Genomic DNA, 18,840 nt, shown 5'->3' with positions numbered 1-18,840 from the left:
ATTTGATGCAAGTAGAAGATATTTTATCGATTTTACAAAATGATATTAAAGCGGCAGTATTCTCATCAGTAGATGCTGAAGGCAAACCACATGCCCGTTATATTAATGTGGGGGTAGCCAATGAACAAGGAATTTTCTTTATGACGAGTCCGAAGACTAATTTTTATAAGCAATTACAAGGGAATCAAAATGTTGCGATTACGGCGTTGAAACAAGATGATTATTTAATTCAAGTGATTCGTATCGAAGGGAAAGTAAAAGAAATTGGTCGAGAAGGCTTAGAAGAAGTTTTAAAAGATAATCCGTTCGTTAAACATGTTTATCCTAATGAGAATGATGTTGCAGCCGTGCAAGTCTTTCAAATGTATGAGGCAGATGGATTTTATCAAAGTTTAACACAAGGACATAAATACACCTTTACCATTGGTAAATAACGGATTTAGAGATTAACTAAAGACTCTTGAATAAGACTAAACGATGACTAGATGATGTCTAAGTAACATAAAGTGATGTTATGACAGGAATATTTTGTTCTTGCTTAATATTAGAATGAAAGTGGGTCTAAAGGGAGTGGAGCAGAAGTGGAAAATCGAATGATTTTCGCTTCGCTTGTTCACCCTCCGCACAGTTGAGACTACTCACCCCTTGCGCGATAAACTAAATAGCTGATACCAAACAAATTTTTAAAGTTTTTGCTCAGCCTCTGAGCTCACTCTTTTGATATAAATAAAAGCTCCTCAAGTCGATTGAGGAGCTTTAATTATATGGTTTTATTTAAAGAAATTAAAAATATCTTTCATAAAGTTTGTGATCGGATTATCACGACGGTTTTCATTTGGAATACCGTGTTCTTTAATCAACGATTCGATTTCATCGCTTTGAGTGGTTTCGCCATCAACGGTAGTTTCTTCTTCTACTGGTTTTTCGTGTTGATTAATAGGCAAACCTTCGTTTTTATATAGCTCAGGATATTCTGCTAATTTATCAAGTAAAATTTCAATTTCCCAATAAGAACTCATCGTCATTTCTGCGGTATCGAATAGTCCCATCACAACGGCATAAATTTCACGACCGTTTTCCTTACCGGAAGCGACAAAGTTTTTACCTGCTGCATCAGTCATACCAGATTTTAAGCCGGTGATTTCTGCTCGTTCATATGCGCCACCTGGTAATAATTGATTAGGATTGGACATGACAACTTCATATTCTGTTCCTTCTTGTGCGACATAACTTTCCGCGCTAGTCACTTCCAAAACTTCAGGGAAGTCGCGTACAATATGTTGTGCCATCAATGCCACATCAGAAGCAGTCATTTGATTTTCATTTTCGGCAACTGAACCTTCAATCCACCAATCTTCTGGGATATATTGATTTGGAATACCAGAAACAGTATAAAATTCAAAGTTGGTCATGCCCCAAGAATTTAATAATTCGCGAATCGCTTTAACACCTTCTTGTTCTGAACCGTATAAATGCCACATTAAAGCAGATGTTGCGTCGTTACCTGATAATAACATAACACCGTAAATTAAGTCTTTCACGGTATACTCAACCCCACCATATAATCCCATGGCTGACATTTCTGGATTAAATGACATATTATCTTCAATTGCTTGAGGGATTTCAATTTTGTCATCCATTTTCAATTTTCCGTCTTTAATAGCTTGGTAGACTAAATATATTGACGCAACTTTTGACATAGAAGCGATAGGATAACGCGTATTGGCTTTTTGTTCAGCTAATACACGATTTGTTTCACCGTCCATCACCACGTAAGAACGAGCGTCAATATTGGAGGCGTACCAGTCTAAGATGTCTTGAGGGTAATCCTCGGGTAAGACATAGGGGTCAGTCTCTTCAATAACGGGTACGTCTCCTCTTAAGATTGGGGTTTTTGATACCTGTGCAGAAACGCCAATCGGTCCACTAATCATGGATAAGGTTAAAAATGTTAGTAGATATTTAGAAAATTTGGATGTTAAATTCAAAATAAATCCTCCTTAGTAATAGTCCCTAATAATTATAGCAAATAAAAGACAAAATGTGGTATAAAGTTAGAAAAAATTCTAATTTTTCAAAAAAACTTCACAATTAATAGTCACGATTATGCTATTATATAATGTATATATAATTTTAAACATTGTGTTTCTGGAGGTGTTACTATGAAATTATTGATCCGATATACTTTACCAGAACGTCTCTTAATTTATGCAACTATGAGTATTGTACTGCCATTTTTCATTAGCGGTCCGATAATATTCATGATTTTATTGATTCTAATGTATCAAAAACGCGATAGCTTATTAGAACTTTCAAAGGCACTATCACCCTGGTTGATTTTTTTGTATATGCAGAAGTGGTTGCATTATTGAATTATAATTTTTTAGGTGCTCTGCTTCCATTAGGTTTTTTATTATTTGCATTATTCTTTTGGGTTTATCGTCAAATAATAAAACGTGATTTGTTTGTTTTATTAATGAAGATTTTGAGTATTGAGAGCGGCCTGATTAGTATACATGCCATTAGTACTTATTTTAAATTTATTCAAGAGCGTTCATTACCTTGGACTTATATAATGACTGAAGCAAGTCCTCAATTTAGAGCTGAATCATTCTTCTTTAATGCTAACTATTTCGGGCTCTATATTGTGATGGCGATGGTGATTACTATTTATTGGTTTACTATTGCCAAAAACAAAGGGGAATATGCTTTCGTTTTATTAATTTTATCCTTAAATAGTATTTCAGTTATTTTAACTGCTTCGAGAATGTTAATTCCAACGGTTTTAATTGGTGCTTTTGTGATATTATGGTTTAATTATCGACGTATAGCAATTGTGTTTTTAACGCTAGGTATGGTGGGTTTAGTGGTGATTATTTTAAACCCGAGTATTTTCCCACGTTTTCAGTCACTAGCTTACGGTTTCGAAGATCGCTTTATGATTTGGTCTAATGGATGGGAAATATTTAAGACGCGACCATTAACTGGAAGAGGTCCTTTAGCCTATATTAATTTCTACTATTTAGTGACGAATGAAGCAGATATGCATTCGCATCAAATATTGATAGACTTTTTAGCTAATTACGGAATTTTCGGGTTATTAATTTTTATAAATGCCTTAACGCCTTTTGTTCGTACTTTAATAGAACAATTAAGAGAACCATCTAAGAAGAAAGATTTAGCCTTATTAATGGCGATGGGAGTATTGGTTTTGGTTCATGGTTTAATGGACGTATCGATTGTATGGCTTCAAACGGGATATGTCTTTCTTTTAATTGCATCCTCACCGATTGAAGCATTTGATTATCAAACAAAATAAAATTAAAAATAGCCGATGAGACTGAGAAGAAACTTAAATGATTTCTTCCTAGTCTCATTTTGTTATTTAATGACACTATAATTGAGTGTTATCAAATGGCGATCTAGGAAGTTGTTTGATACGACTCAAAATTATGACTGGGCGAGCAGATGAAGCGAAAATCGGTGGTTTTCTACTTCTTGCTCGCTTTTTTTATCTTTGGGATTAGTAAAAAGTAAAAAATAAATAGATAATGATACAACCTCAAAAGACTATCTTTCATTTAAAACACGAACATTAAACAGGAGAAATAAAACACAATAAGTTTTTTTACACAATAATTATTATATTTGTTTATAATAAAAGCATAGATGGGATAATAATTATGGCTTTATTAGAATGACATTCAAAAAACACGAATGTTAAACTAAAAAAATCTGTGTGAGTTATATTTCTCATCATTTTTTTATTTTTATAGTTAGTCGGAGCAGATAAAAAGTAAAGGAGTCAATGGAATGGAAAACATTTATCGAGGTAAAACGAAAGATTTATTGCAAGACGAACAAGGTAAAACCTATTTTCACTTTAAAGATGATATGACTGGTAAAGATGGCCAATTTGATCCAGGTGCCAATCAGGTTGGTTTAACGGTTGAAGGTTCAGGGAAAGCCAATGTCACCGTTTCTAAATATTTCTTTGAACTCCTTGAAGAAAAAGGTATTCCAACACATTTTGTTGAGGCCAACATTGATGAGAATACGATGGAAATTAAACCGGCTAAAGTGTTCGGAAAAGGCTTAGAAGTTATTTGCCGTTTTGTAGCGGTGGGCTCATTTATTCGTCGTTATGGATTATATGCTGAATCAGGTATGCCACTGGAAGGGTATGTTGAATTTACACTAAAAGATGATGACCGCGAAGATCCACTGATTAATGAAGATGCATTAGAAATCTTAGGAATTTTAAATGAAGGTGAATATGCTAAGATCAAACAATTGACTCTTGATATTTCAACTATTATTAAAGAAGATTTAGCCACTAAAGGATTATCACTTTATGATATTAAATTAGAGTTTGGACGTTTAGCGGGTAGTGATAAAATTGTGTTAATCGATGAAGTGTCTGGTGGTAATATGCGTGTTTATAAAGAAACTGAATACGTCAATCCATTAGATATCGTTCATTATTTATAAGAGGGGACAACAAAATGCGCGTAATTACAGAATCCATTCAAGGACAGTTAGGAAAAGTTGAACGATTAGCGAAAGAAGCACGTGAGTTTTTAGGATGGGAAAATGAATTTGTCATTCACTACTTTGATATTTTTGATTTTGAGAATTTAAGTGAAGCTGAATTAGAAACAGTTAAAGACCGAATGTTATCAACGCCGCATCGTCTTTTACATCAAAATACTGATGATATATTTGCTGGACATGCATTTAGATGTCGTCAAGTAACAGGCCAATACAATGAAAAGGAAGAAATGACCGAACGAATGATGCGTCAAGTCTTAGGTTTTGATCATGGACGCGTTCATCATTCTGAAGTGATTGTGATTGAAAATATTTCGGCTACTCAATTTGAAATGTTTAAGCAATATTATTTGAATCCTGTTGAAAAAGTAGATGTGGCTTTTGATGCAGCCAATCCGGTGATTCAAGCGTCAGCAACGACCGATTTAGAACCGATTAGTGGATTTTTAACAATGGATGATGAAGCGTTAAAAGCATTTGGTACACAGTTTGCCATGGATTTTGATGACTTGAAATTATGTCAAACTTATTTCCAATCAGAAGACCGTGAACCGAATTTAACCGAATTAAAAGTAATTGATACGTATTGGTCCGATCATTGTCGCCATACAACATTTAATACGCACTTAAAAGATATCGAGGTAGAAGCAGGCGAATTTGCACCTCTATTCCAAGCAGCGTTAGATAAGTATCTGCAAACCCGTCAACAATTACAACGCACCGATCGTCCGATTACTTTAATGGATTTAGCCACTATTCAAGCGAAAAACTTAAAAGCGGAACATCAATTAGAGGATGTCGAAATTTCTGCTGAAATCAATGCGTGTGCTTTAGAAATAAAAGTAGATGTAGAAGGAACCCAAGAAGATTGGTTATTATACTTTAAAAACGAAACCCATAACCACCCAACCGAAATTGAACCATTTGGGGGAGCGTCAACCTGTATTGGCGGTGGGGTCAGAGACCCATTGTCAGGTCGCTCTTGGGTTTATCAAGCAATGCGTTTGGGTGGCGGAATGAATCCTAACCAAGCATGGGCAAATGTTCGTAAAGACAAATTGCCACAACGAGTTATTGCTAAAACGGCGCTTGCTGGCTATGCGGATTATGCCAATCAATATGGGGTTACCGCATCTTTTAATGAGGATATCTATCATCCTGGTTTTGAAACAAAACGGATGGAATTGGGTGCACTCATTTCGGCGGCTCCGCGTGAGAATGTTGTTAGGGAAGAGCCTCAAGCTAGTGATTATGTTGTTTTATTAGGTGGACGTACTGGACGTGATGGTTTAGGTGCTGCTGTTGGCTCGTCAAAAGTTCAAACAGAAACTTCACTTGAAACGGCCGGTGCAGAAGTTCAAAAAGGAAATGCGTCCATTGAACGTAAAATCGGCCGTCTCTTTAGAAATGGCGATGCTGTTAGATTGATTAAACGTTGTAATGACTTTGGTGCCGGTGGGGTATCCGTTGCGGTAGGTGAATTAGCCGATGGTCTTATGATTGACTTGGATAAAGTGCCAACCAAATATCCAGGAATGCATGGCGGCGAGATTGCATTATCAGAATCACAAGAACGAATGGCTGTGGTGGTTTCAAAAGATGATATTGATACTTTTATGCAATATTGTGCGGATGAAGATGTTGAAGCAACCATTATTGCGGAAGTTACTGCGTCAAAACGCATGGTGATGCATTGGAACGGTCAAAAAATTGTCGACTTAAGTCGTGAATTTTTAAATACTAATGGGGCCGAAAAAGAAGCGGATGCCCTTTTAGTTAACCCAACACAGAAACCTTTTGATCACGAAGAGTTTGCCTTTACCGAAGAAAATGTGATGGCTTTTGTTCAAACTTTAGCTGAAGCCAATCAACAAGCAATGGATGAACAATTTGATGCGTCAATTGGTCGTGGAACGGTGCTTTATCCATATGGTGGAAGATTCCGAGCAACGAAAGAATTAGGAATGATTTCTCGTTTACCAGTTGATAAAGGTGCAACTCAAACGACATCTGCGATGGCATATGGTTACCATCCATATTTAGCAGAACGTTCACCGTTCCATGGAGGATATTATGCGGTAGTAGAATCAATTGCTCGTTTAGTTGCGATGGGATTTGATTACAAAAAAGCACGCTTATCTTTCCAAGAATATTTTGAATCTTTAGGGAACAATCCAAGAGCATGGGGCAAACCAGTATTAGCATTATTAGGTGCGAATGAAGTGATGGCGGCTTTAGGATTAGCTGCTATCGGCGGAAAAGATTCAATGTCGGGTACTTTCGAAGAATTAACGGTGCCGCCGACATTAGTAAGTTTCGCGGTAGCGACGGGAACCATTCACCAGGTTGTATCACGAGCCTTTAAAAAAGCGAATCATCCGGTTGTCTTAATAGAATCAGTTATTCAAGCAGACGGTACCTTAGATTTAAGTAATTTTAAAGCGACACTTGAAAGATTACATCAGTTAGCGATTGAAGGAAAATTAGCTGCTGTTTCTACGGTCGGTGTCAAAGGTTTACTATCAGAAGTATTGAATATGGCTTATGGAAACCACATTGGAATCCAATTGCATGACAGAATGGCTCATCGTTTAACTGAAGCAATGATGGGATCTTTTGTAGTTGAGGTAGAAGACTTAACTGTTTTAGAAGGGTTAACCTATGAAGTGATTGGTCAAACACAAGTGGAAGTAATTAGTTTAGCGGATGTTCAACTTAAGATTGCCGACATTCATCAAGCAAATAAACAAGTTTTAGCTTCAGTGTATGAATTGATTGAAAAACCAATGCAAATAAGTCCAAAACCAGTGACTCAAACATACAGTGAGCAAGTTAAAAACAATCAACCTCGTGTATTGATTCCAGTAATTTTAGGTGCCAATACGGAATATGACTTACGTGATGCTTTTGAAGCGGCAGGTTTTATGACAGAATTTCACATTATTCAAACTTCAAGTCATGAACTCTATCAACAATCTGTGGCGGCACTAGCAGCTAAAATAAACGATTATCAAGTAATTGCTTTGGCTTCAGGTTTTGTGTTTGCTAATGAACCAAGTGAATCTGGCTTTGGTTGGGATTTAGTACTTCAGGATGAAGCTGTTCGACAAGCCATCATGCAACATCTTGAACAAAAAGGGCTAATTTACGGAGCTGGTTCTGCAGGAGCAAGTTTAATTCGTGCCGGTTTAATTGAATTCGGACGTTTCCAACCAGGAACCAAGATTCAAGTCAACCAAAACCCATATGGCAAATTTATGGCAGACATTATTCCAAGCACCCTAGTGTCTAATTATTCAGCATGGGCGAACAAAGCGACATCGCCAATATTCTCAACCGCAGTAGCGACTGCTTGGGGACAAATTGATTTAGGGGATAAAGCAGATGAATTATTTGCTAATGGGCAAGTGTTATCGGTATTTAATGAGTACCATCATGCACCCGCAGTGGATGCGATGACCAGTCCAGATGGCTTAGTCTTTACTTCCGTTTCAAACCCTGAAAGAATGGATAAGGATTTATACGTCAATATTGAAATTGAAGCTTTACCGCCATTTATTCAGTCAGCTCGTCAATATTTTAATTAAAAACTTTAAATATAGAAAGGATATAGCAATGATAACAATTATTATGGGATCTTCCTCCGATAAAGAAATTGCTCAAAAAGTCGTAGAACAATTAAAAGAATTTGGTTTACCTTACAAAGTATTAGTGATTTCTGCTCACCGTGCCTTAGATTTATTACTGGAAGAAGTGGAACGTGATGAGGCAGATGTGTACATTGCGATGGCTGGAAAAGCAGCCCATTTAGCGGGGGTATTAGCTGGTGCGACGATTAAACCAGTAATCGGAATTCCGGTTAAATCATCAACGCTTGATGGTCTTGATGCATTATTATCAACTGTGCAAATGCCTTCAGGTGTTCCAGTCGCAACGGTTGCGATTGATGGTGGAGCTAATGCTGCGATTTTAGCAGCTCAAATTTTAGCGGTTCATGATAAAGACATCGCTGCAAAATTATTAGCCTATAAACAACAAATGAAACAAAATGTTATCAAGATGGCTGATGACATTACCGACCTATAAGGGGCTTACCATGAGTGGATTATTTGGATACTTTTCAACAGAACCCAAAGATGTTTTTACTTCCATTTATTTTGGTATTTATGCCTTACAACATAGAGGGCAACAATCATCTGGTATTGCGACCGTGCATGACGGAGAAGTGGACCTTTGTGTTGGACCGGGACTTATTAAGCGGAGCTTTGCCCGTGGGAAAAATGATGATTTGAAAGGATCAAAGGGCGTTGGCTTTGTAAAATATAAGTTCCGTTATGACCACACACCGGATATGCCAATCCAACGAAATGGGGCGGTGATGGTTTTTGATGGTGTGGTTACCAATGAAGGTTCTTTTTTTGACGATTTATGGGATCGCCTTGAAGGCGAATGTGCAGACTTAAGAGAGTACTTATTGAGTCTTGAAGGTGCGTTTAGTTTTATTTATGTGAATGATGACAAGATGATCGCCTACCGCGATATGAAGGGCATTAAACCTTTATGTATTGGTTATGATTCACAAACGACGATCGTTGCGACTGAATCATGTGCCATTGAGTCGATTGGTGCACGTTTTGTTCGCGACTTGCAACCGGGTGAGATTTTTATTCATACCGCAAATGGGCAAACATCTTATTACCTTTCAAATGAAACGTCTAATATTTGTGCATTTGAATTTATTTATACCGCTCGTCCAGATTCGGTAATTGATAATATTTCAGTTTATGATGCGCGTTACCGTTTAGGAAAAATGTTGAGCTTAGAGGCACCAGTTGAAGCTGATATTGTGATTGGTGCTCCGGATTCTGGTGTGATTGCTGCTTTAGGTTATGCCAAAGAATCCGGCATTCCTTTCCAAGAGGGGTTTGTCCGTAATCGCTATGTCGGCCGTACATTTATCGAAGAAACGCAAGTCGAACGCGAACGTGGCATTCAGATTAAGTTAACGCCGATTCGTGGCAACATTATGAATCGTGACATTATATTAATTGACGATTCAATTGTTCGAGGCACTACTATTAAACGAATTGTAAAGAATTTAAAAGAAAAAGGAGCTAATAAAGTACATGTCAGAATCGCGGCACCGCAAATTGTTAGTTCGAATAATTTAACGGTAGATATTCCTGATAATGACGAATTAATTGCTTATGAACATAATATTGAAGAAATGAAAGCCATCATTGGCTGTGATTCATTAGCTTTCTTATCGCTAAATGGTTTATACAAAGCGATAGGACGTCAACAAATGTATGGCGACTACTTTGAAAGAACGGAGGCATAATGTGGGGTTGGATTATAAAACAGCTGGCGTCAATAAAGCAGCCGGTTATGAGCAAGTTGCATTAATGAAAGATATGGTTAAAAAAACACATGGTCCTGAAGTACTAACCAATTTAGGAGGTTTTTCTGGTGTTTTCAAACCTGATTTAATGGGGATTAAAAAACCGTTGTTAGTCTCAGGTACTGATGGGGTAGGCACCAAGTTGATGATTGCACAAACCTTAAATATTCACCATACAATTGGTATTGATTGTGTGGCAATGTGTGTCAATGACATTTTATGTCAAGGTGCAAAACCATTATTCTTCTTAGATTATATTGCAACCGGGAAATTGGTTCCCGAAAAGATGGCAGCCATTGTCGAAGGTGTGGTTAATGGTTGTCAACAAGCCGGAGCAGCATTAATTGGTGGCGAGACAGCTGAAATGCCCGGAATGTATTCAGAAGATGAATATGATTTGGCGGGATTCGTGGTAGGTTTGGTAGATGAAGAAAAAGTAATTACCGGTGCCAATATCAAAGCCGGTGATGTGGCAATTGGGCTAGCTTCATCGGGGGTCCACTCTAATGGTTTTTCATTGGTACGAGCAATCTTAAATAAAGCCAATATTAACTATGAAGATAATGTTTCGGGATTAGATAAAACGGTTGGCGAAGTCTTATTAACACCAACACGTATTTATGCCAAAGAAGTAGCAACCTTATTCGAATATGTTGAGGTAAAAGGAATTGCCCATATAACTGGTGGCGGTTTAGAAGAAAATCTACCTCGCATCCTTTCCGATAATCTAGGTATTACAATCGATACCCAAGCGATTCCTGAACAAGCCATTTTTAAATTGTTACAAGAATGGGGACAAATCGATCGTGATGAAATGTTTGGCACCTTTAATATGGGCGTTGGACTAGTAGTGGTCGTCTCTCCAGCAGCCGTAGAGACAGCACTTAATTGTCTAGCGACTGTTGATAGTTCGGCCTTTGTTTTAGGAACCATTACCGATGACTTTGCAGGTGTCCATTTATCATGAAAAAGACAAAGTTAGGTGTATTAATTTCAGGAGGGGGCACCAATCTTCAAGCCATTATCGACGCTTGTCAACAGCAGGTTTTAGATGCTGAAATAGCTATCGTCATTTCATCAGATGCTGCAGCCTTTGGCTTAGAAAGAGCGCGTTTAGCTGGCATTAAGACCCTGACCAGCCGCTTAGAAGGTGATATAACCTCTGCCTTACAATCAGCCCAAGTAGATTATGTAATATTAGCAGGTTATTTAAGAAAAATAGGGCCAGAACTATTAGCGGCCTATCCAACTCAAATTTTAAATATTCATCCTTCTTTAATTCCGGCATTTAGCGGTAAAGGATTTTATGGTTTAAAAGTTCATGAAGCGGTGATTAGACGTGGGGTCCAAATAACGGGTGCGACTACTCATTTAGTTAATGCGGAGTTAGATGAGGGACCTATCATTCGTCAAGAAATGGTTCGGGTATTACCAGAGGATACCCCTGAAAGCTTACAACAACGTGTATTAGAAATCGAACATCATATTTTAATTGAAAGTATTAAAGACTTAATAGGAGGAAATTCATCGTGCGTGCATTAATTTCAGTATATGATAAAACAGGTATTGTCGAGTTTACTCAAGGTTTAGTTGACCTTGGTTGGGAAGTATTATCGACTGGTGGTACTCAAAAATGTTTAGAAGAGGCTGGGATTGCGGTCACTCCTGTTGAGGATGTTACCTCTTATCCAGATATGTTAGGCGGAAGAGTAAAAACACTCCACCCAGCTATTCATGGAGGAATCTTATTTAAACGAGATAATGAAGAACACCGCCAAACTTTAGCAGAACATGATATTCAAAGTATTGATATGGTCGTGAATAGTTTATATCCATTTGAAGAGACGGTTGCTAAAGTCGATGCGACTCATGCTGATATTATTGAAAAAATTGATGTAGGCGGTCCATCGATGATTCGTGCGGCAGCTAAAAACTATCAAGATGTCACTATTATCGTGGAACAAGCGGATTATGATTGGGTATTAAGCCGATTACAAGAAAACGGGAGCTTAAGTTTAGCGGAGCGTCAGACCTTAGCTGGTAAAGCTTTTAATTTGACAGCCTACTACGATGCACAAATAGCAGCTTACTTTAATCGTACTAATGAAGTAGCTTTCCCTGAATATTTAACCTTAGCTTATAAGACACCACAATCCTTACGTTATGGCGAAAATCCACATCAACAAGCTGCATATTATTCAACTAGTCAAAAGAAATATAACTTTAAGCAATTACATGGCAAGGAATTATCCTATAATAATTTAAATGATTTAAAAGCTTGTTTGGATTTATTGTTAGAATTTGAAGAACCAACTGCTGTAGCAGTTAAACACGCGAACCCATGTGGTGTTGCGATTGGTGCAACATTAGCAGAAGCGTATCAAAAAGCGCATGACTGTGATCCGAATTCTATTTTTGGCGGTATTATTGGCCTTAATCGTCCAGTCGATTTAGAAACGGCACAATTACTAAGCAAAACCTTTTTAGAAATTGTGGCAGCGCCTGAATTTTCGGAGGAAGCATTAGCTGTATTGCAAGCGAAGAAAAACATCCGTTTGTTAGAAATACCGACTTTAGAAGACATTAAACCCAATAATTTACAATTCAAAGAAACAGTCGATGGTTTATTATTACAAGAGACTGACCGTGAACTTTTTGAAAAATGGGAGTTAATGACTGAACGTGCGATTACCGAAGAAGAGAAACAAGATTTGATTTTTGCGTGGAAAGTGTGCAAACATATTGCATCTAATGCAATGGTAGTAGCTAAAAATGGCCAAACCTATGGCTTAGGTCATGGCGAAGTGAAACGCGTTTGGGCTTTAGAAAAATCACTTGAAAGATCAGAATTTCCATTAGAAGGGGCTGTTGTAGCATCAGATGCCTTCTTCTTTAAAGATACTATTGATACATTAGTCGATTATGGCATTAAAGTGATTATCCAACCGGGTGGTTCAGTTAAAGACGCGGAAGTGATTGAAGCCGCTAATCAACAAGACATCTCGGTTATCTTTACTGGCATGCGTCATTTCAAACATTAGGAGGCAATCTGTGAAAATATTGATTATCGGAAATGGTGGCCGTGAACATGCGCTAGCTTGGAAAGTGTCACAATCGCCACAAGTTGAAGAAGTGTTTGTAGCGAAAGGCAATGCTGGTATAGCCTCAATTGCGACTCAAGTTGAAATAGAACCAACAGATATTCCAGCTTTAGTGGCTTTTGCTCAAGAGAGAGCGATAGACCTGACCATAGTGGGTCCTGAGGAACCACTATGTCTAGGTGTAGTTGATGCTTTTGAAGCTGCAGGGCTCGTTATCTTTGGACCGAATCGTCATTGTGCTCAGTTTGAAGGCTCAAAAGATTTCACCAAACAGTTTTTAGTCCGCCATCAAATTCCAACTGCTACCTATGAAACGGTAACCTCTTATGAAGAAGGAATCCGCGTGACTGAATCGTTATCTTTGCCAATCGTTTTAAAAGCAGATGGTTTAGCACTAGGAAAAGGGGTTGTGATTGCTCAGACAAGAGAGGAAGTAAAAGAGACGCTTGACTCGATGATGAATCATCACCAATTTGGTGTAGCAGGTCATCAAGTGGTTATTGAAGAATATTTAACGGGTGAGGAAATATCACTCTTATGTTTGGTTTCCCATAATAAATTATTTCCATTAGATATGGCCCATGATTATAAAAAAGCCGAAGAAGGCGATCAAGGACTTAATACCGGCGGTTTAGGTGGCTATTCTCCAACTGATAGTCTTGCCATTGATTTGCATCAACGGGTTCAAACTCTTTTAGCACAAATTGAATATGGATTAGAGTCAGAAGGGTTTGATTTCACAGGGGTTTTATTTGTTGGATTAATGGTCGATCATCATCAACCCAAAGTCTTGGAATTTAATGTTCGTTTTGGCGATCCTGAAACGCAAGTGCTTTTACCAAGACTTGAATCGGATTTAGTTGAATTAATTCAAAAGGCCATTGCAAATAATTTGAATGAGCATGACCTTCAGTGGTCTCCCCAACATTCAGTTGGGGTGGTGCTTCATTCTAAAGGCTATCCACAAACGTTTGATAAAAACCATCCGATTGAATTACCGCCATCAATAGCTTCGGATCAACTATTATTTCATAATGGAACCGAAAAAATAGAAGATACCATTGTGAATATCGGCGGGCGAGTATTAACTGCAGTGGGATTGGGAAGTAGTCGAGCGATGGCTAGAGAAAGAGCCTATGAGTTGGTTAAACAAATTAAAAGTTCAAATTTAAGTTATCGTCAAGATATCGGCCAATAAGAGAAGGAGAGTAAGAATTTTTGTCACATTTAACTGATATTGAAATTGCACATAGCATCCAACCATTACCAATCCAAGTCATTGCGGATAAATTAGGTATTCAACCAACCGAGTTATCCCCTTATGGTCATGATAAAGCAAAGGTTTTAGTCAACAAAATAGCTGATTTAGACGAACGTCAAGACGGTAAACTGATTTTAGTGACAGCCATTTCGCCAACGCCGGCCGGTGAGGGTAAAACAACCGTTTCAGTTGGATTAGCCGATGGTCTTAGACAGATTGGTAAGAATGCAATGGTTGCTTTACGTGAACCTTCTTTAGGTCCAGTCTTTGGGATGAAAGGTGGTGCTGCTGGTGGAGGTTACTCGCAAGTTATTCCGATGGAAGATATCAATCTTCATTTTACAGGAGACTTCCACGCAATTTCCGCAACCAATAATTTAGTGGCAGCTGCTTTAGATAATCATATTCATCATGGTAATGAATTAGATATTGATGCTCGTTCCATTACTTGGAAACGTGTCGTTGATATGAATGATCGTCAACTTCGTAATATTGTTTCAGGATTAGGTAAAAAATCAGATGGCTTTCCACATGAAGATGGTTTTGATATTACTGTGGCTTCAGAAATCATGTCTATTTTATGTTTAGCGGAAAATATGACCGACTTAAAGTCCAAATTAGGCCGAATCATTGTTGCTTATAACAATAGTGGTGAACCTGTTACGGTGGAAGACCTTCAAATAACAGGTGCGTTAGCTGTATTAATGAAAGATGCCATTAATCCGAATTTAGTACAAACATTAGAAGGCACACCAGCCTTTATTCATGGTGGTCCTTTTGCCAATATCGCGCATGGTTGTAATTCAATCATCGCTACGAAGACAGCAATGAAATTAGCAGATTACACCGTTACCGAAGCAGGCTTTGGTGCAGATTTAGGTGCAGAAAAATTTATGGACATTAAATGTCGCCTTGGCGAAATAGAACCTGATGCTGTCGTTGTAGTGGCGACTATCCGTGCTTTGAAAATGCATGGAGGTGTTAAACGCGAAGATTTATCTAAAGAAAATGTGATAGCACTTGAAAAGGGTGTGGCCAACTTACGTCGTCACGTACAAAATGTGACTGAACAATTTGGCAAACCAGTCGTGGTGGCGATTAATAAATTTGCTACCGACACGGAGGCTGAATTTGCGGTAGTGCAGAAAGTGTGTCACGAATTGGGAGTCGAAGTGGCTTTATCAGATGGTTGGGCTAATGGCGGTAAAGGAACAATGGAACTAGCAGAAAAAGTTGTTGCTGTTGCCGAAAAAGAATCAAAATTGCAATATGTTTATCAATTAGAGGATACGATTGAAGAAAAATTGCAAGCAATCGTTCAAAAGATTTATGGTGGACGTCAAGTGAAGTTAACCCCACAAGCTCGTCGTCAAGCTCGTCAATTAACGACCTTAGGATTCGACAAATTGCCTATTTGTATGGCGAAAACACAATATTCATTTACTGATAATCCAAAATTATTAGGAGCGCCAACTGATTTTGAAGTAACCGTTCGTCACTTAAAAGTGTATGCAGGTGCCGGCTTTATTGTAGCATTAACGGGCGATATTATGACCATGCCCGGTTTACCTAAAGTACCTGCTGCCAACCATATGGATATTACCGAGGAAGGCGCAATTATCGGATTGTCTTAATTATGAAAAAATAAATTAATCATACATGATGTTAAGATGGTTTCTTTGGAAACTATCACTTGTATACTTTAGTCTATCTTTATATAGTAGCAATGTTTTTTTACACAGTTATATTGCTATTAAATAGGAAACAAGGATTAAGTGATCGTTGCACAGTATCGATATAAAGAGAACACAGTCGCTTTCTAAAAGGTGGATCTTTGTCAGATACTGTGTGATTTGAATTTTGTAAATAGGAGTGGACAACCATTTTCTATATTGGTTATAATAAGAAAAGTGCGTTTGATTGTTGTTGTACCGAAGTGTTTAATCAAAATAAAGCTATCGAAGTTTGATTAGAAAAGAACTAAATAAAAATAATCACGTTTAAGGGTTGCGTAAGTAGATTATCTATGGTACTATATAAAAGTTGAGAAAACAAGTAGAAACTGCCGTTTCTCGCCAACACTAGTAGGTGTGTGGCAAATAAGAAGACTTCAATGGTTATTCATTGTACGTCTATTATTGCGGCAAGTTTATTATGTAAACTTGCTTTTTTATTGTATGACGGATCCTACTTGCCGCTCAAACTATTATGGAGGTGGAAATTATCGTTAAAGAATTACCAATTAACGAAGAAATCCGAGCTAATGAGGTACGCGTAATTGGAGACAATGGCGAACAAATCGGAGTAAAATCATTAGATGATGCATTGACAATTGCTGAAACATTCGGTCTAGACTTAGTATTAGTATCACCATCTGCACAGCCACCTGTTGCCAGAATTATGGATTACGGTAAGTATCGATACGAAATGCAAAAGAACGAAAAAGAACAACGTAAAAATCAAAAGACAATTACAGTTAAAGAAGTTCGTTTGAGTCCTTCTATTGAAGACCACGACTACAATACTAAATTACGTCAAGCGATTAAATTCTTAGGTAATGGTGATAAAGTTAAAGCGAGTATTCGTTTTAGAGGACGTGCCATTACGCATAAAGATTTAGGTCGTGAAGTTTTAGAAGATTTTATTGAAGATACAAAAGAATTTGCTGTTGTTGAATCTCAACCTAAAATGGATGGTCGAAGCATGTTTATTATGCTTTCACCAGTAAAATCAGCAGAATAATAGATTTCAGGAGGAATAATCATGCCAAAACAAAAAACTCACCGTGGATTAGCTAAACGTGTAAAACGTACAGGTTCAGGGAAATTAAAACGTTCGCGTGCTTTTACTAGTCACCGTTTCCACGGAAAAACTAAAAAACAACGTCGTCAATTAGCAAAAGCAACTTTGGTACATCCGTCTGACATGAAACGTATCAAACATCAAATCTCAGCATTATAATATTCTAGAAGAACTAAGGAGGAATGAAACATGGCACGTGTTAAAGGTGGATCAGTTACCCGTCAACGTCGTAAACGTACATTAAAATTAGCAAAAGGTTACTATGGAGCGAAAAGTGTATTATTCAAAACTGCTAAACAGCAAGTAATGAAATCATACTCTTATGCATACCGTGACCGTCGTCAAAAGAAACGTGACTTCCGTCGCTTATGGATTACTCGTATCAATGCAGCTGCTCGTATGAACGGTATTAGCTACTCAGTATTAATGAATGGCTTGAAAAAAGCAGATATTGAAGTAAACCGTAAAATGTTATCAGAATTAGCAATCAACGATGCTGAAGCATTTACAGCTTTAGTTGAAGAAGCTAAAAAAGCATTAGCATAATTTAATTATCAATCACTATTAAGCGTCGACTGGATTCAACCAGTCGGCGTTTTTTAATATATATGGTATATATTAATTACTCTTTATGCGGTTGAGTTTTCTAAATTCAGATGGTGTGACCTGATAGCGCTCAATAAAGATACGATTAAAATAATAACGATTCGAGTAACCTAATTTTTCTACAATTTCTTGAACACTAAGGTTGGTGTTAATTAAGAGCTGTCGAGCGTGTTCTAATAAAAAGATTTTCCCGTAATCTAATAAACTCATCCCGGTATTTTTTTTGACAATTCTAGCGACATAATTACCATTATACCCCGTTAACTCTTCTATTTCTTTACGAGAAAATAAGCCCATTTTATCTTTATAGGCAGAAGCTATCGTAAACAAAATGTGTTCTTCCGTAGTTAATTGCGCTAGATGGGTTTCAATATTAAAAACAGCTTTATCTTCTAAAAAATAAAATAATTTACATATTAGTCCCTTCATAATATGGCTTTTACCATGATAACCAAACAATAGTTCTGTCATCAATTCATTAATAAATTGATGAATTATTGTCAAATGCTGAAAATCTTTAATACGAATGTCAACATATTCTTTACTATTATAAAATGGATTTTTATTATTTCGATGGAATAATTTCGAAAAAAATGAACTTAAGGATGAGGGAATCTTTTCTTGATTATAGGATAAGTTATTATCAAAAATTTCGATGATATACTCTTCCTTAAACAGAAATTGGACAATTTCCAGTTCACAATCCATGAATTCCTTATGATGAATATTCTTATTACCAAACCAGCAATCTCCAGCTTTAAAACTGACAATTTCATTTTCGATTTTCATTTTACATTCTCCAGACAAGACAATCGTTAACTCATAAAAGTCGTGTGAATGCATGGGCATCTCGGTTTGAGTAGTAGCTTCATAGGTTGAAATGAACTGCTTTTTGTGTTGTTCGCTAAATTCAAAATAGATACTTCGATTTAATGTTGGATATAAAGCCTGGTATAAAATTAAATAGGGCATCGAAATATCATAAATAACTAAATCAGTATTAGGTTTGTGACTAAGGTGCAGATGTGAATTTTCAGATGATGGAACGGTATCTGGATTAAGTTGACTAAATAACAAATTGTTTAATTGAGTTTGTTTAGGATACATATTTCCTCCAA

General features: G+C 37.2%; 16 protein-coding genes and 1 other annotated feature. Of the genes, 14 read left to right on the top strand and 2 right to left on the bottom strand.

The window, feature by feature from the left end; genetic code table 11:
• Window positions 1-5 precede the first annotated feature (5 nt).
• Complete coding sequence (locus tag LB888_RS03235) at window positions 6-434, top strand: pyridoxamine 5'-phosphate oxidase family protein (protein ID WP_276648329.1); 429 nt, start codon at window positions 6-8, stop codon at window positions 432-434.
• Between the two features lie 336 nt (window positions 435-770).
• On the opposite strand, the gene LB888_RS03230 is transcribed toward LB888_RS03235, so the two are convergent.
• Window positions 771-1,988: a D-alanyl-D-alanine carboxypeptidase family protein gene (locus tag LB888_RS03230; RefSeq protein WP_318753598.1), complete on the bottom strand. Its 1,218-nt coding sequence runs from the start codon at window positions 1,986-1,988 to the stop codon at window positions 771-773.
• Window positions 1,989-2,368: 380 nt separating this feature from the next.
• Here LB888_RS03230 and LB888_RS03225 point away from each other — a divergent pair, with 380 nt between their 5' ends.
• The 13 genes from LB888_RS03225 (at window position 2,369) to rplT (ending at window position 17,662) form a co-directional block, all read left to right on the top strand.
• Entirely contained in the window at window positions 2,369-3,319 is a 951-nt protein-coding gene (locus tag LB888_RS03225; RefSeq protein WP_318753597.1) for an O-antigen ligase family protein, read from the top strand.
• Between the two features lie 494 nt (window positions 3,320-3,813).
• Window positions 3,814-4,491: a phosphoribosylaminoimidazolesuccinocarboxamide synthase gene (locus LB888_RS03220; protein WP_318753596.1), complete on the top strand. Its 678-nt coding sequence runs from the start codon at window positions 3,814-3,816 to the stop codon at window positions 4,489-4,491.
• 14 nt (window positions 4,492-4,505) lie between these two features.
• On the top strand, window positions 4,506-8,138 hold the full coding sequence (locus tag LB888_RS03215) for a phosphoribosylformylglycinamidine synthase (RefSeq protein WP_318753595.1): 3,633 nt from the start codon (window positions 4,506-4,508) through the stop codon (window positions 8,136-8,138).
• Window positions 8,139-8,166: 28 nt separating this feature from the next.
• Complete coding sequence (gene purE, locus LB888_RS03210; RefSeq protein ID WP_318753594.1) at window positions 8,167-8,637, top strand: 5-(carboxyamino)imidazole ribonucleotide mutase; 471 nt, start codon at window positions 8,167-8,169, stop codon at window positions 8,635-8,637.
• Between the two features lie 10 nt (window positions 8,638-8,647).
• Complete coding sequence (locus LB888_RS03205) at window positions 8,648-9,892, top strand: amidophosphoribosyltransferase (RefSeq protein WP_318753593.1); 1,245 nt, start codon at window positions 8,648-8,650, stop codon at window positions 9,890-9,892.
• A gap of 1 nt (window position 9,893) precedes the next feature.
• Entirely contained in the window at window positions 9,894-10,919 is a 1,026-nt protein-coding gene (gene purM, locus LB888_RS03200; protein ID WP_318753592.1) for a phosphoribosylformylglycinamidine cyclo-ligase, read from the top strand.
• Entirely contained in the window at window positions 10,916-11,494 is a 579-nt protein-coding gene (purN, locus tag LB888_RS03195; RefSeq protein WP_318753591.1) for a phosphoribosylglycinamide formyltransferase, read from the top strand. The genes purM and purN overlap by 4 nt, the downstream gene beginning before the upstream one ends.
• The gene (gene purH / locus LB888_RS03190) at window positions 11,479-12,993 is read left to right on the top strand and encodes a bifunctional phosphoribosylaminoimidazolecarboxamide formyltransferase/IMP cyclohydrolase (RefSeq protein ID WP_318753947.1); all 1,515 of its coding nucleotides are present in this window, start codon (window positions 11,479-11,481) and stop codon (window positions 12,991-12,993) included. Before purN ends, purH begins: the two co-directional genes overlap by 16 nt.
• 10 nt (window positions 12,994-13,003) lie before the next feature.
• Entirely contained in the window at window positions 13,004-14,251 is a 1,248-nt protein-coding gene (gene purD, locus LB888_RS03185; protein WP_318753590.1) for a phosphoribosylamine--glycine ligase, read from the top strand.
• A gap of 20 nt (window positions 14,252-14,271) precedes the next feature.
• Window positions 14,272-15,948 carry a formate--tetrahydrofolate ligase gene (locus LB888_RS03180; protein WP_318753589.1) on the top strand — a complete coding sequence of 559 codons (1,677 nt, stop codon included), beginning with the start codon at window positions 14,272-14,274 and terminating at the stop codon, window positions 15,946-15,948.
• 413 nt (window positions 15,949-16,361) lie between these two features.
• Window positions 16,362-16,494: a sequence feature (ribosomal protein L20 leader region), on the top strand.
• Window positions 16,495-16,522: 28 nt separating this feature from the next.
• Complete coding sequence (gene infC, locus LB888_RS03175) at window positions 16,523-17,056, top strand: translation initiation factor IF-3 (RefSeq protein ID WP_078755868.1); 534 nt, start codon at window positions 16,523-16,525, stop codon at window positions 17,054-17,056.
• A 21-nt stretch (window positions 17,057-17,077) separates the two neighbouring features.
• The gene (rpmI, locus tag LB888_RS03170; RefSeq protein ID WP_066124248.1) at window positions 17,078-17,275 is read left to right on the top strand and encodes a 50S ribosomal protein L35; all 198 of its coding nucleotides are present in this window, start codon (window positions 17,078-17,080) and stop codon (window positions 17,273-17,275) included.
• Between the two features lie 30 nt (window positions 17,276-17,305).
• Entirely contained in the window at window positions 17,306-17,662 is a 357-nt protein-coding gene (gene rplT / locus LB888_RS03165; RefSeq protein WP_318753588.1) for a 50S ribosomal protein L20, read from the top strand.
• Window positions 17,663-17,734: 72 nt separating this feature from the next.
• Here rplT and LB888_RS03160 read toward each other — a convergent pair whose 3' ends face one another.
• Window positions 17,735-18,829, bottom strand: coding sequence for an AraC family transcriptional regulator (locus LB888_RS03160; RefSeq protein ID WP_318753587.1), 1,095 nt, complete (start codon window positions 18,827-18,829; stop codon window positions 17,735-17,737).
• Window positions 18,830-18,840: the final 11 nt, after the last annotated feature.

It is taken from the genome of Globicatella sp. PHS-GS-PNBC-21-1553, from assembly GCF_033564055.1.
Taxonomy (GTDB): Bacteria; Bacillota; Bacilli; order Lactobacillales; family Aerococcaceae; genus Globicatella; species Globicatella sulfidifaciens.
The sequence above is the reverse complement of the archived record's forward strand: the minus strand, read 5'-3'. Positions and strand labels throughout refer to the sequence as shown.

Bases quoted from the DNA above. Each gene is read 5' to 3' on its own strand.
- LB888_RS03235 (WP_276648329.1), top strand. From the start codon at position 6: ATGCAAGTAGAAGATATTTTATCGATTTTACAAAATGATATTAAAGCG.
- LB888_RS03220 (WP_318753596.1), top strand. From the start codon at position 3,814: ATGGAAAACATTTATCGAGGTAAAACGAAAGATTTATTGCAAGACGAA.
- LB888_RS03215 (WP_318753595.1), top strand. From the start codon at position 4,506: ATGCGCGTAATTACAGAATCCATTCAAGGACAGTTAGGAAAAGTTGAA.
- purE (WP_318753594.1), top strand. From the start codon at position 8,167: ATGATAACAATTATTATGGGATCTTCCTCCGATAAAGAAATTGCTCAA.
- LB888_RS03205 (WP_318753593.1), top strand. From the start codon at position 8,648: ATGAGTGGATTATTTGGATACTTTTCAACAGAACCCAAAGATGTTTTT.
- purN (WP_318753591.1), top strand. From the start codon at position 10,916: ATGAAAAAGACAAAGTTAGGTGTATTAATTTCAGGAGGGGGCACCAAT.
- infC (WP_078755868.1), top strand. From the start codon at position 16,523: ATGGAGGTGGAAATTATCGTTAAAGAATTACCAATTAACGAAGAAATC.
- rpmI (WP_066124248.1), top strand. From the start codon at position 17,078: ATGCCAAAACAAAAAACTCACCGTGGATTAGCTAAACGTGTAAAACGT.
- rplT (WP_318753588.1), top strand. From the start codon at position 17,306: ATGGCACGTGTTAAAGGTGGATCAGTTACCCGTCAACGTCGTAAACGT.
- LB888_RS03160 (WP_318753587.1), bottom strand. From the start codon at position 18,829: ATGTATCCTAAACAAACTCAATTAAACAATTTGTTATTTAGTCAACTT.